Here is a 12,448-nt window from a genome sequence, read left to right as displayed (position 1 = left end):
GCGGGGCCCGCTGCTCAGCCGGTGGCCTCCCGCATCTGCCGCAGCTCCTTCTTCAGCTCGGAGATCTCGTCGCGCAGCCGGGCCGCCAGCTCGAAGTGCAGGTCGGTCGCGGCCTGGTGCATCTGGTCGGTCAGCTCGTGGATGAGCTGGGCCAGCTCGGTGGCCGGCAGGTCGTCGGTGGAGCGACGCTCGATGACCGCGGTGCCCACGGCCGCCGCCGCCCCGCGGCCCCGGCCCGTGCCCCGCGACTGGCGCCGGCCGCTGCCCATCAGCGCCTCGGTGTCGGCGTCCTCGCGCTCGAGCATGTCGGTGATGTCGGCGATCTTCTTGCGCAACGGGGTCGGGTCGATCCCGTGGGCCGCGTTGTAGGCCAGCTGCTTGTCCCGGCGCCGGTTGGTCTCCTCGATGGCGTCCCGCATCGACGGGGTGACGGTGTCGGCATACATGTGCACCTGGCCGGAGACGTTGCGGGCGGCGCGGCCGATCGTCTGGATGAGCGAGCGGGTGGAGCGCAGGAAACCCTCCTTGTCGGCGTCGAGGATGCTGACCAGCGACACCTCCGGCAGGTCCAGGCCCTCGCGCAGGAGGTTGATGCCGACGAGGACGTCGTACTCCCCCAGCCGCAGCTCGCGCAGCAGCTCCACCCGGCGCAGGGTGTCCACCTCGGAGTGCAGGTAGCGCACCCGCACGCCCTTGTCGAGGAGGTAGTCGGTGAGGTCCTCGGCCATCTTCTTGGTCAGGGTGGTCACCAGGACCCGCTCGTTCTTGGCCGTCCGTTCCCCGATCTCGTGGAGCAGGTCGTCGATCTGGCCCTTGGTCGGCTTGAGCACGACCTGGGGGTCGACCAGGCCGGTGGGACGGATGATCTGCTCGACCACGCCGTCGGCCCTGGCCATCTCGTAGTCGCCGGGGGTCGCCGAGAGGTAGACGGTCTGGCCGATGCGCTCGAGAAACTCCTCCCACTTCAGCGGGCGGTTGTCCATGGCGCTAGGCAGCCGGAAGCCGTGCTCGACGAGGGTGCGCTTGCGCGACATGTCGCCCTCGTACATCGCACCGATCTGCGGCACGGTCACGTGCGACTCGTCGATGACGAGCAGGAAGTCCTCCGGGAAGTAGTCGAGCAGGCAGTTCGGCGCGGACCCCGACGCGCGGCCGTCGATGTGGCGCGAGTAGTTCTCGATGCCCGAGCACGACCCGACCTGGCGCATCATCTCGATGTCGTAGGTGGTGCGCATCCGCAGCCGCTGGGCCTCGAGCAGCTTGCCCTGCTTCTCGAAGGTCTCCAGCTGGTCGGCCAGCTCGGTCTCGATCCCGCCGATCGCCCGCTCCATCCGCTCCGGCCCGGCCACGTAGTGCGAGGCCGGGAAGACGTACATCTCCTGCTCCTCGCGCACGACCTCGCCGGTCAGCGGGTGCAGGGTGTAGATCTTGTCGATCTCGTCGCCGAAGAACTCGACCCGCAGCGCGAGCTCCTCGTACTGGGGGATGATCTCGACGGTGTCGCCGCGGACCCGGAAGGTGCCGCGGGTGAACGCGGCGTCGTTGCGGGAGTACTGCATGGTGACGAACCGGCGCAGCAGGTCGTCGCGCCCGATCGTCTGGCCGACCTTGAGCCGGACCATCCGGTCGACGTACTCCTGCGGGGTGCCCAGGCCGTAGATGCAGGAGACCGAGGCCACCACGACCGCGTCGCGCCGGGTGAGCAGGCTGTTGGTCGCGGAGTGCCGCAGCCGCTCGACCTCGTCGTTGATGGACGAGTCCTTCTCGATGTAGGTGTCCGTCTGCGGAACGTAGGCTTCCGGCTGGTAGTAGTCGTAGTAGGAGACGAAGTACTCGACGGCGTTCTTGGGGAGCAGCTCGCGGAACTCGTTGGCGAGCTGCGCGGCGAGCGTCTTGTTGGGGGCCATCACCAGGGTGGGCCGCTGGACCTGCTCGATCAGCCAGGCCGTCGTCGCCGACTTGCCGGTGCCGGTCGCGCCCAGGAGCACGACGTTCTGCTCGCCGCGGTTGATCCGGTCGGCGAGGTCCTTGATGGCGGCCGGCTGGTCACCGCTGGGGCTGAAGTCGGAGACGACCCGGAAAGGGTTCACCGTGCGCTGGAGGTCGGTCGTGGGTCGCATACCTCAACGCTAACGCCGAGAGCCGACAGACCCTTCCTCGAGCATCCGGCGGAGCACCTCCTCCTCGGTGGGTTGTGGACAGAGATTCACCGATTCGGGATCGTTGATGTCCATCCAGGGGATCCACGGAAGCGTCCCGCCCTCGTAGCTGGCCAGGTACGTCTCGATGAACGTCTCCCGGGTCGGAGGCTGGGAGATGGAGTAGCCGTGGTCGAGGAGGCACTCGCGTCCTTCGAGCATCAGGTCGTAGAGCGTCGACAGCTCGGCCTCCGACGGAGTGCGCGAGCTGCTCCCCCGGCCCACCTGCTCCGTGCACGTCGTGATCGCCTCATCCAGGCTGGCCTGCTGGTCCGCCACCACCTCGCCGATCTCGAAGCTGCCGTCCTCCCGCATCCGGGTCGGGAACCCGAGGTCGGTCAGGCAGGTCGACATCAGCTCGGCCTGCTCCCGACGATCGCGAGCCACCGCCTCCGGATCCGGCACGGACTCTGACGCGATAGCCTCCCGGGTCGTGGTCGGTCTCGGCCCCGAGTCCGCCGCCGGCGTGACGCATGCCCCCAGGCTCAGCACGCAGCCGACGACAGCAACCGAGACCTGCCAGTTCCTCACGGGTTCCGGCAGTACGCGTACGTTCCCGGATCGCTCAAGGCGCCGTAGTAGACACGAGCGAACCAGTCGCCACCGTTGTAGGACCCCTGCCGATACCGAGCGGTCCAGAACGGCCCGTCGTCCCAGTACTGGGACGTGCTCCCTGGTCCGGCGAGATAGGTCACCTCAGTCGACAATGACCTTGCCCAGGGATCGGACGGCTGGACGCACGAGGACCGGTACAGCGTCCCTCCCTCGCGAGCCACAGCCTGCGCCGGTAGCGCCAGCCCCAGTACCATGAGGACCCCCGCGAGGACTGCGATGATCTTCTGGTTCATGGCACCTTCCTTCCTCACCACAGCAACGGCGATGCCGATGACGCTGTCACCCTCCCAATGGCAACTGCGTGTGTCAAGCGCCGACACGGCGGGGAGCTACCGAGGGCTGTCAGGGCAGTGGTCCGCACTGGGTGTCGGAGCGATGCCGGTCACGTCGTGACGCCGCTGGTCGTGCAGCAGGTCGGCCCAGGTGCGGGCGAGGACGGGCGGCAGGTCCGAACCCGCCACGGCATCGTCCAGCGCCACCAGCTGTGCGTCGGTCCAGCGGAACTGCGGTGCCGCGCGACCCACCACGAGTGCGATCGCCTGTCCGCGCCGGGCCACCTCCGGGGCACGGTCGAGGTATGCGGTGACGAGCGGGTCAACGACGTGCCGCTGCTCCGCGGACCACAGCCCGCGTGCCAGGGCCAGCAGCTCGCGGTTGGAGGTGCCCTCGGCGAGCAGCCGGTCCAGCGTCGCGGCCTTGACCGTCGCCCCGGGGACGGCGGCACCGGCGCTCAGGGCGGCCAGCCGGCCGACGCTGGAGGAGTCGCGGCGCAGCTCCGCCTCGACCACGTCCTCGACCCGCTCACCCAGCTCGGCGAGCCGGACGATCGTGTCCCACCGGTGCGTCGGCGCGAGCGGTCCGCGCGGCCCGCCGTCGCGGAGCCACCCGTGCAGCAGGGCAGCGTCACGGCTCGTCCCGACGGCCGTGGCGACGAGGTTCTGCACCGCGGCGTCGGGCCGGTCGTCGCCCAGCATGGCGACGGCCACGAGGGCCAGGCGGTCAAGCAGCCCCGGCACGTCCGCCGGGACCGCGCTCGAGCGCACCGCCGCGGCCGCGCGTGTCAGCACGTGCTCCACGACGACGGTCGACGGCTCGGGCGGCAGGTGCTGCTCGACGAGCTCGACCAGGGTGCCCACCGGCAGCCGTCCCTGGACGGCCTCGTCGAGCAGCGTCGCCCACAGGATGGTGCGCGGGTGCTCGTCCGGCACGGCCGAGAGCCGCTCGAGGACCAGCTCACGGCCGGCAGGGTCGAGCGCGACGGCGGCGAAGGTGTCCCCCGTGCTGTTCGGCACGACCATGTCCGCCGCCGGCAACGGCACCTCCTCGGCGTCGAGGTCGACCACACGCTCCCAGGCGGCGACCAGGCCGTCCTCGCCCGCACGGTCGTAGCCGCTCGCCCGGAGCCGGTGGGGACGGGAACCCTCCCGCCGGAGAGCCGGCATACCCTTCCCCTCGTCGGTCCGCACCACGCGGAGAGTGTCGTGCCCGGTGGTGCGCAGCCATGCCTCGGCCCAGCCGATGACGTCGCGGTCGGTCACGGACTGCAGGGTGCCGACGAGGTCGTCCAGGGTGGCGGTGCCGAAGCGGTGCTGCGTCAGGTGCCGGTCCACCCCGCGGAAGAAGGTCTCCTCACCCAGCCAGAACGCGAGCTGGCGCAGGCACGAGTTGCCCTTGGCGTAGGAGATCGGGTCGAAGTTGTTGAAGGCCGCGTCCACGTCCGGGACGTCCTCGGGCCGCGGCGCGACGGGGTGCGAGCTCGGGCGGGTGTCGGCCGCGTAGCCGCCGGCCTTGCGCGAGACGTCGAACTCGGCGAACGCGTCCACCCCCGGCAGCGCCAGCCCGCCGACGAGGAAGCCCATGTAGTCGGCGAACGACTCGTTGAGCCAGGTGTCCTCCCACCAGCGGAAGGTCACCAGGTCGCCGAACCACATGTGCGCCATCTCGTGCGCGACCGTCATCGCCCGGCGCCGCGCCAGCCCCGGGTCGGTCACCCCGGCCGGCAGCAGCTCGTCGCGGAAGGTCACGACCCCGGGGGTCTCCATCGCGCCCCAGTTGTGGCCGGGCACGAAGACCTGGTCGTAGGCGCCGAAGGCGTAGGGCTCGGTGAACCGCGCGGCGTAGGCGTCGAAGGCGCGCTCGGTGACGTCCCGCAGCTGTGCCAGGTCGCGGTCCAGGTCGTCGGCCTGCGAGGCGCGGCAGTGCCAGCCGAAGCGGGTGCCGGCGTGCTCCCACGTCCGCGAGGCGAAGGTGCCGGCGCAGACGGCCACGAGGTATGACGACACGGGCGGGGTGGTGGTGAACGTCCAGGTCTGCTCCTGGTCCGGACCGGCGGAGGTGCCGTTGGACAGCACCGTCCACCCCGGCCGCCCGGTCACGCTCATGGTGAAGGGCGCCTTGAGGTCGGGCTGGTCGAAGCAGGCGAACACCCGCCTGGCCACGTCCATCCCGCCGTAGCAGCCGAGGTAGACCTGCCCGTCGGCCGGGTCCACGAACCGGTTCATGCCGTCGCCGTCGGTGACGTAGGGCATCCGCGCCTCGACGACGACCTCGTTGTCGCCGTCCAGGTCCTCCAGGTGGACCCGCTCGTCGCGGTACACGCCGTGGAGCTCGGCACCGTTGAGCGTGACCGAGACGTCGACGGCGTGCTGGAGGTCCAGGAACGTGCTCGCCCCGGCCTCGGCGGAGAAGCGCACCGTGGAGCGGGAGATCACGTGGTCGTCCCCACCGAGGTCCAGGTGGACCGTGCAGGAGACGTCGCGGACGGTACGGGCACGGGCACGGGCGTCGGTGAGGGTCAGCGGCACCCGACGACCATACCGAGCCGGCGCCGGCCCCCGGTGACACGAGAGGGCCCGGCCCCCCGAGGGGGACCGGGCCCGGCACGTCATACCCCCGTCAGGGGCGGGTGCTCAGTTGCCGGTGAGCTTCTCGCGCAGCGCGGCCAGCGCCTCGTCCGAGGCGAGCGTGCCGCCCGCCTCGTCCTCCGACTCCGAGGAGTAGGACGTGGACGCCGGGGCGACCTGGACGCCGGTGTCGGCGTCGGACTCCGTGGCCGCCTCGACCTGCGCCTTGTGCGCCTCCCAGCGGGCGTGGGCGTCGGCGTACTCCTTCTCCCACTTCTCGCGCTGGGTGTCGAAGCCCTCGAGCCACTCGTTGGTCTCCGGGTCGAAGCCCTCGGGGTACTTGTAGTTGCCCTGCTCGTCGTACTCGGCGGCCATCCCGTAGAGGGTCGGGTCGAACTCGGCGGTGACCGCGTCGTTGGCCTGCTTCAGCGACAGCGAGATCCGGCGACGCTCCAGGTCGATGTCGATGACCTTGACGAACACCTCGGCACCGACGGTGACGATCTGCTCGGGCAGCTCCACGTGGCGCTCGGCCAGCTCGGAGATGTGCACGAGGCCCTCGATGCCGTCCTCGACGCGCACGAACGCACCGAAGGGGACGAGCTTGGTGACCTTGCCGGGCACGACCTGGCCGATGGCGTGGGTGCGCGCGAAGACCTGCCACGGGTCCTCGAGGGTCGCCTTCAGGGACAGCGAGACGCGCTCGCGGTCCATGTCGACGTCGAGCACCTCGACGGTGACCTCGTCACCCACCTCGACGACCTCGCCCGGGTGGTCGATGTGCTTCCAGGACAGCTCGGAGACGTGCACGAGGCCGTCGACGCCGCCACCCAGGTCGACGAAGGCGCCGAAGTTGACGATGCTGCTGACGGTGCCGGTGCGGACCTGGCCCTTCTGCAGCTCCTTGAGGAAGGTGGTGCGCACCTCGGACTGGGTCTGCTCAAGCCAGGCGCGGCGGGACAGGACCACGTTGTTGCGGTTCTTGTCCAGCTCGATGATCTTGGCCTCGATCTGCTTGCCCACGTAGGGCTGCAGGTCGCGGACGCGACGCATCTCCACCAGCGAGGCGGGCAGGAAGCCGCGCAGCCCGATGTCGAGGATGAGGCCACCCTTGACGACCTCGATGACGGTGCCGGTGACGACGCCGTCCTCCTCCTTGATCCGCTCGATGGAACCCCACGCACGCTCGTACTGGGCGCGCTTCTTGGACAGGATCAGCCGGCCCTCCTTGTCCTCCTTCTGGAGGACCAGGGCCTCGACCTCGTCGCCGACGCTGACGACCTCGGAGGGGTCGACGTCGTGCTTGATGGCCAGCTCGCGCGAGGGGATGACGCCCTCGGTCTTGTAGCCGATGTCGAGCAGGACCTCGTCCCGGTCGACCTTGACGATGACACCCTCGACGATGTCTCCGTCGTTGAAGTTCTTGATCGTCGCGTCGATCGCTGCGAGCAGCTCCTCCTCAGACCCGATGTCGTTGACAGCGATCTGGGAGATGGCCTTGTCGGCCGTGGTGGCAGTCATGTAGTAGGGGCTCCGATTGTGGACAGGATGAAGGTGGACAGTGCTGGAGTGGTGCTGGTGGATCTGTGCACGGGCACGCGTGAGCGCACGCGACGCGCCCACCAAGACTAACGACCACGGGCCACGGGGTCAAAGTCGCCCCGCCCTGCCAGACTGCTCGGGTGAGCGAGCCTGCGTCCCCCGACCGTGTCAGCCGCCGCCCGGTGGGGCACGACGACGCCGTGCGCGCCGGTCGCCGGTGGTGGGACGCCCAGGCGGAGGACTACTACGCCGAGCACGGAGCCTTCCTCGGCGACGCGGAGCTCGTGTGGGGCCCGGAGGGATGGACCGAGACCCGGCTGGGGCTGCTCGGCGAGGTCGCCGGGCTCGACGTGCTCGAGGTCGGTGCCGGCGCGGCTCAGGGCGGGCGCTGGGCGGCCGGGCAGGGGGCCAGGGTGGTCTCCACGGACCTCTCGGCCGGCATGCTCGGCGTGGCCCGCCGGATCGACGGCGGTATGCCGTCCGCCCCGCACCCCTCCTACGTCCAGTGCGACGGCGCCCGCCTGCCGTTCGCCGCCGCCGCCTTCGACCTGGTCCTCACCGCCCACGGCGTCCTCTCCTTCGTCCCCGACGTGGAGGCCACCCTGAAGGAGTGGGCGAGGGTGCTGCGCCCCGGCGGCCGCTGCGTCTTCTCCCTGTCCCACCCCTTCCGGTGGGTCTTCCCCGACGTGCCCGGCCAGGCGGGGCTGACCGTCACCCACTCCTACTTCGACCGGCGCGCCTACGTGGAGGAGACGACGGCCGGGGAGGCGCTCTACTCCGAGCACCACCGCACCGTGGGGGACCTGGTGCGCGCGGTGGTGGGCGCCGGCCTGCACCTGGCGGACCTTGTCGAGCCGGGATGGCCCGACGACGCCGACCACGAGTGGGGCGGGTGGAGCCGGCTGCGCGGCGAGCTCGTCCCGGGCACCCTCGTCCTGGTGGCGGGCAGGCCCGGCTGACGCGACTCGCCGCGACCGACCGGGAACAGGGCTGGTCACAGTACGGTCACAGTTCTCCACAAGTGAGCATCCGCGGGCTAGTCTGGCGCCCACACCCGCCCGTGAAGCGGGGTCACACACCCGTGCAACGGGCCACCACGTTCGAGAGGACAACGATGTTCAGGAAGATCCACGTGAAGGCGGTGGCCGCGCTGTCGGCCGTCGCGCTCCTCGCGGCCTGCGGGTCGGGGGCGGACGAGCCCGACGCCGCCACCACCGAGACGCAGCCCGCCGACTCCGGCGCCACCGAGAGCGCCACCGACGGCACCACCGAGACGGGAGCGGCCGGCACCGACGCGGCCAAGCCCGCGTCCTTCACCTTCGGCTACATCCTCCCGGAGACCGGCGCGCTGGCCTACCTCGGCCCGCCGCAGATCAAGTCGCTCGAGCTGGCGATCAAGGACATCAACGACGCCGGCGGTGTCCTCGGCGCCGAGATCCCGGCACCGATCGGCGGCGACGAGGGCGACCAGGCCACGATCGCGCAGGCCTCCGCCGACCGGATCCTCGGTCAGGGTGTCAGCGCCATCATCGGCGCGGCGGCCTCCGGCCGCTCGCTCGACATCATCGACCGGATCACCGGCGCGGGCGTCATGCAGTGCTCGGGTTCCAACACCGCGCCGACGTTCACCGACTACGACGACGACGGGCTCTACATCCGCACGGCGCCGTCCGACGCCCTGCAGGGCCCGGTCCTGGCCAACACGATCGTCAACGACGGCTGGTCCAACGTCGCGATCGTCGCCCGCGCCGACGACTACGGCCGCGGCCTGGCCAACGCCACCGCCGACGCGCTGGAGAACGCCGGAGCCACGGTCGCGCTCAACGAGACCTACGACCCGCTGGCGCAGCAGTACGACTCCGTCGTCCAGGCCGTCGTCTCGGCCCAGCCCGACGCCGTGGTCGTCGTCGCCTTCGAGGAGGGCGTGCAGATCATCCAGGGCCTCATCGAGGCCGGGATCACCCCCGCCGACACGGGCTTCTACGCGGCGGACGGGATGCGCAACCCGGACCTGGGATCCCTGGTCAACGAGGCTGACCCCAGCGTGCTGGCCGGCATGAAGGGCACCGCCCCGGCGTCTGCGGCCAACGACGACTTCCTGTCCTCGCTGGCCGAGTTCGCCCCCGAGCTGGGCGACAACACCCAGTTCGCCCCGCAGGTCTACGACTGCGCGGTCGTGGTGGCCCTGGCCGCCGACGCCGCAGGGTCGGCCGACGCGCAGGAGTTCAAGTCCGAGGTCGTCAACGTGACCAAGGACGGCACCGAGTGCACCTCGTACGCGGAGTGCAAGGACCTCATCGACGCCGGTGAGGACATCGACTACCAGGGCGTCAGCGGTCCGCTGGACTTCACCGACGCCGGCGAGCCCGGACGCGCCTCCATCGAGGTCTACGGCTTCGATGACGCCGGCAAGTTCGAGTCGATCGAGACCGTCGAGTCCAACCCCGCCGCCGACTCGCGCTGACGCGCCACGACGGCACGGACGAAGGCCCGCCCCCCTCGAGGGGCGGGCCTTTCGCCTGTCCGGTGCGCGGCGGTCAGTCGTCGATGCGCGCGAGGGTGCCCAGGTAGAGCTCGATGACCTTCGGGTCGCTCGCCAGCTCCTCGCCGGTGCCCGTGTAGGCGTCGCGGCCCTGGTCCAGCACGTAGGCCCGGTCGGAGATGTCCAGGCACTGCCGCGCGTTCTGCTCCACCATGAGGATGGAGACGCCCGAGTCGTTGATCTTGGAGACCGCCTCGAAGACCACGTCCTGCATCAGGGGCGACAGGCCGGCCGAGGGCTCGTCGAGGAAGAGCACCATCGGGTCGGTCATCAGGGCACGGCCCATCGCCACCACCTGGCGCTCGCCGCCGGACAACGAGCCGGCCCGCTGCGCACGCCGGTCGGCGAGCAGCGGGAACAGCTCGGCCACGGCCCGGAACCGGCTCTCGAACTCCTTGGGGCGGACGTACATCCCCATCTCCATGTTCTCGCTGATCGTGAGCGAGGGGAAGACGTTGTTGTTCTGCGGGACATAGCCCAGACCGTCGGCCACGAGCAGGTGGGCCGCGCGGCCGGTGATGTCACGGTCCTCGAGCAGGACCTGGCCGGAACTGACGGGAACCAGCCCGAACATCGTCTTGATAAGCGTGGACTTGCCCGCTCCGTTGGGCCCGATGATCCCCACCAGCTCGCCGCGGTCGACGTGGACGTTGCAACCGTTGAGGATGTTGACCTCAGGCAGGTAGCCCGAGACCAGCTCCACCGAGCTCAGCAGCGGCGTGCCGCCCGTGGTCGCGGAGTCCTCGCTGCGCGCGTCGTCGTTCATGCCTGGTCCTCCTCGGAAGCGTCGTCGGACAGGCTGCGCCTGGTCCCCAGGTAGGCGTCGATGACCGCCCGGTCCCGACGGATGTCGTCCGGACGCCCCTCGGCGATCACCTTGCCCTCGGCGAAGCAGACCACCCAGTCGCTGATGGACATGATCACGTCCATGTCGTGCTCGACCAGGACGATGGAGACACCGTCGTCGCGCAGCGCCTGGATGTGCCCCAGCAACGACTGGGTCAGGGCGGGGTTGACGCCCGCCATCGGCTCGTCGAGCATCAGCAACGAGGGGTCGACCATCATCGCCCTGGCCATCTCCAGCAGCTTGCGCTGCCCCCCCGACATGGTGCCGGCGAACTCGTCGCGCATGTGGGTGAGCCTGAAGCGCTCCAGCAGCACCTCGGCCCGGGCCCGGTTCTCCCGCTCCTGCCCGGCCCAGAGGAAGCGCAGCGGCGCGCGCCACAGGCTCTCCCCCGCCTGGTCGGTGGCCCCCAGCATGACGTTCTCCAGGGTCGTCAGCCGCATCAGGGCCTTGGTCAGCTGGAAGGTCCGCACCATGCCCAGGCGGGCGATGCGGTAGGCGGCCCACCCGCTGACGTCCTTGCCGTCGAAGGACCACGTCCCGCTCGTCGGCGTGTCGAAACCGCTGACCAGGTTGAAGAACGTCGACTTGCCGGCCCCGTTGGGACCGATGAGGGCGGTGATCGTGCCACGCTGCACCTCGAGGTGGTCCACGTCGACGGCGGTGAGGCCACCGAACTGCCGGACCACGCCGTCCGCGACGAGGATCGGGTCCGGCTTGGCCACGCCGGGCACCGCCGCGACGTCGCGCAACGCCTCCGCCGCGCGCAGCGCGCCGGCAGAGGGTCCCTGATGCTTGAGCTCCTGCTCGGCGTCGATGAGCTCCTCTCGCTGGGACATCAGGTCCTCGTGCGCGGGCTCGGACCGGGCGTGGTCAGCGGACATCGAGACGCAACTCCTTCTGGTTGCCCAGCAGCCCGGCCGGGCGGAACAGCATCAGCAGCATCAGGCCGAGGCCGACGGCTGCGAAGCGGATCGCGCCGACATCGCTGCTGTCCAGCACGCTCGTGGGGATGACGCCGCTGCTGATGGCCTGCCGCAGCAGCGAGTCCAGCGAGGTGAGCAGGAACCAGAACACGACGGATCCCAGGATGGGACCCATGATCCGGCTCGCCCCGCCCAGGATGACGATCGTCCACAGGTAGAAGGTGAGGATCGGCATGAAGACGTCGGGGCTGAGCGCCTGCGTGTTGATCGCCAGCAGGGAACCCGCCAGCGCACCCATGACCCCGCCGAGGACCAGGCTCTGCATCTTGTAGACGAAGACGTTCTTGCCCAGGCTGCGGGCGGCCATCTCGTCCTCCCGCACGGACCGCAGCACGCGGCCCCACGGCGAGTGGACGAGGAGCGCCACGAGCAGCGCGGCCAGCAGCGCCGCGCCCCACCCCACGGTCATCACCCACAGGGCGTTCCGGGAGAAGTTCAGCGGGCCGAGGGCGAGCGGTCCGGTGAAGGGGTTGAAGGCGTAGAAGCCGTTGGCGAACTGAGTGATGCCGAAGACACCGCCGGTCAGCGGCTCGGCCCACTCCGAGCGGTAGAGGTAGCGCAGCACCTCGCCCGCCGCGATCGTGGCGATCGCGAGGTAGTCGCCGCGCAACCGCAGCGTCGGGATGCCGAGCAGGAGCGCCAGCACCACGGCGCACGCCATACCGACGAGGATGCCCACCCACAGCGGGCTGCCCCAGGCGATCACCGGCACCGCCGTGCCGTAGGCCCCGACGAGCATGAAGCCCACGTGCCCGAAGTTGAGCAGCCCGGTGTAGCCGAAGTGCAGGTTCAGGCCCACGGCGGCGAGTGCGTAGATCGCCGCCTCCGGGCCGAGCGCGCCCCGCAGGGCGTTGCTGAGGATTGCCATCAGGTCCACT

At 70.4% G+C, this 12,448-nt stretch carries 10 protein-coding genes; 2 read left to right on the top strand and 8 right to left on the bottom strand.

The genetic code is table 11. The annotated features are described in order from the left end of the window. Nucleotides 1-14 precede the first annotated feature (14 nt). The 5 genes from uvrB to rpsA form a co-directional block, all read right to left on the bottom strand. Entirely contained in the window at nt 15-2,120 is a 2,106-nt protein-coding gene (gene uvrB / locus DV701_RS02215; RefSeq protein WP_114926887.1) for an excinuclease ABC subunit UvrB, read from the bottom strand. A gap of 9 nt (nt 2,121-2,129) precedes the next feature. Then, nucleotides 2,130-2,585, bottom strand: coding sequence for a hypothetical protein (locus DV701_RS02210; RefSeq protein WP_162802753.1), 456 nt, complete (start codon nt 2,583-2,585; stop codon nt 2,130-2,132). Nucleotides 2,586-2,725: 140 nt separating this feature from the next. Further along, on the bottom strand, nt 2,726-3,046 hold the full coding sequence (locus DV701_RS02205; protein WP_114926885.1) for a hypothetical protein: 321 nt from the start codon (nt 3,044-3,046) through the stop codon (nt 2,726-2,728). Nucleotides 3,047-3,142: 96 nt separating this feature from the next. Further along, entirely contained in the window at nt 3,143-5,617 is a 2,475-nt protein-coding gene (pepN, locus tag DV701_RS02200) for an aminopeptidase N (RefSeq protein WP_114926884.1), read from the bottom strand. A 105-nt stretch (nt 5,618-5,722) separates the two neighbouring features. Beyond that, nucleotides 5,723-7,177: a 30S ribosomal protein S1 gene (gene rpsA / locus DV701_RS02195; RefSeq protein ID WP_114926883.1), complete on the bottom strand. Its 1,455-nt coding sequence runs from the start codon at nt 7,175-7,177 to the stop codon at nt 5,723-5,725. Between the two features lie 161 nt (nt 7,178-7,338). On the opposite strand from rpsA, the gene DV701_RS02190 reads away from it, so the two are divergent. Together DV701_RS02190 and DV701_RS02185 are read left to right on the top strand one after the other, a co-directional pair. Next, on the top strand, nt 7,339-8,157 hold the full coding sequence (locus DV701_RS02190) for a class I SAM-dependent methyltransferase (protein ID WP_114926882.1): 819 nt from the start codon (nt 7,339-7,341) through the stop codon (nt 8,155-8,157). Nucleotides 8,158-8,312: 155 nt separating this feature from the next. After that, nucleotides 8,313-9,662, top strand: a complete 1,350-nt coding sequence (locus DV701_RS02185) for an ABC transporter substrate-binding protein (protein WP_114926881.1) — start codon at nt 8,313-8,315, stop codon at nt 9,660-9,662. A gap of 73 nt (nt 9,663-9,735) precedes the next feature. Here DV701_RS02185 and DV701_RS02180 read toward each other — a convergent pair whose 3' ends face one another. Genes DV701_RS02180 through DV701_RS02170 form a run of 3 tightly spaced genes read right to left on the bottom strand, consistent with a single transcriptional unit; the run spans nt 9,736 to nt 12,438 of the window. Next, complete coding sequence (locus DV701_RS02180) at nt 9,736-10,506, bottom strand: ABC transporter ATP-binding protein (RefSeq protein WP_114926880.1); 771 nt, start codon at nt 10,504-10,506, stop codon at nt 9,736-9,738. Continuing rightward, nucleotides 10,503-11,468 carry an ABC transporter ATP-binding protein gene (locus DV701_RS02175; RefSeq protein WP_228255171.1) on the bottom strand — a complete coding sequence of 322 codons (966 nt, stop codon included), beginning with the start codon at nt 11,466-11,468 and terminating at the stop codon, nt 10,503-10,505. Before DV701_RS02175 ends, DV701_RS02180 begins: the two co-directional genes overlap by 4 nt. After that, on the bottom strand, nt 11,458-12,438 hold the full coding sequence (locus tag DV701_RS02170) for a branched-chain amino acid ABC transporter permease (RefSeq protein WP_228255170.1): 981 nt from the start codon (nt 12,436-12,438) through the stop codon (nt 11,458-11,460). The genes DV701_RS02175 and DV701_RS02170 overlap by 11 nt, the downstream gene beginning before the upstream one ends. Between the last annotated feature and the right edge of the window lie 10 nt (nt 12,439-12,448).

It is taken from the genome of Ornithinimicrobium avium (assembly GCF_003351765.1).
GTDB classification, from domain to species: Bacteria; Actinomycetota; Actinomycetes; order Actinomycetales; family Dermatophilaceae; genus Ornithinicoccus; species Ornithinicoccus avius.
Note: the sequence above shows the minus strand (reverse complement) of the source record. Positions and strands in the feature narration are given on the sequence as shown.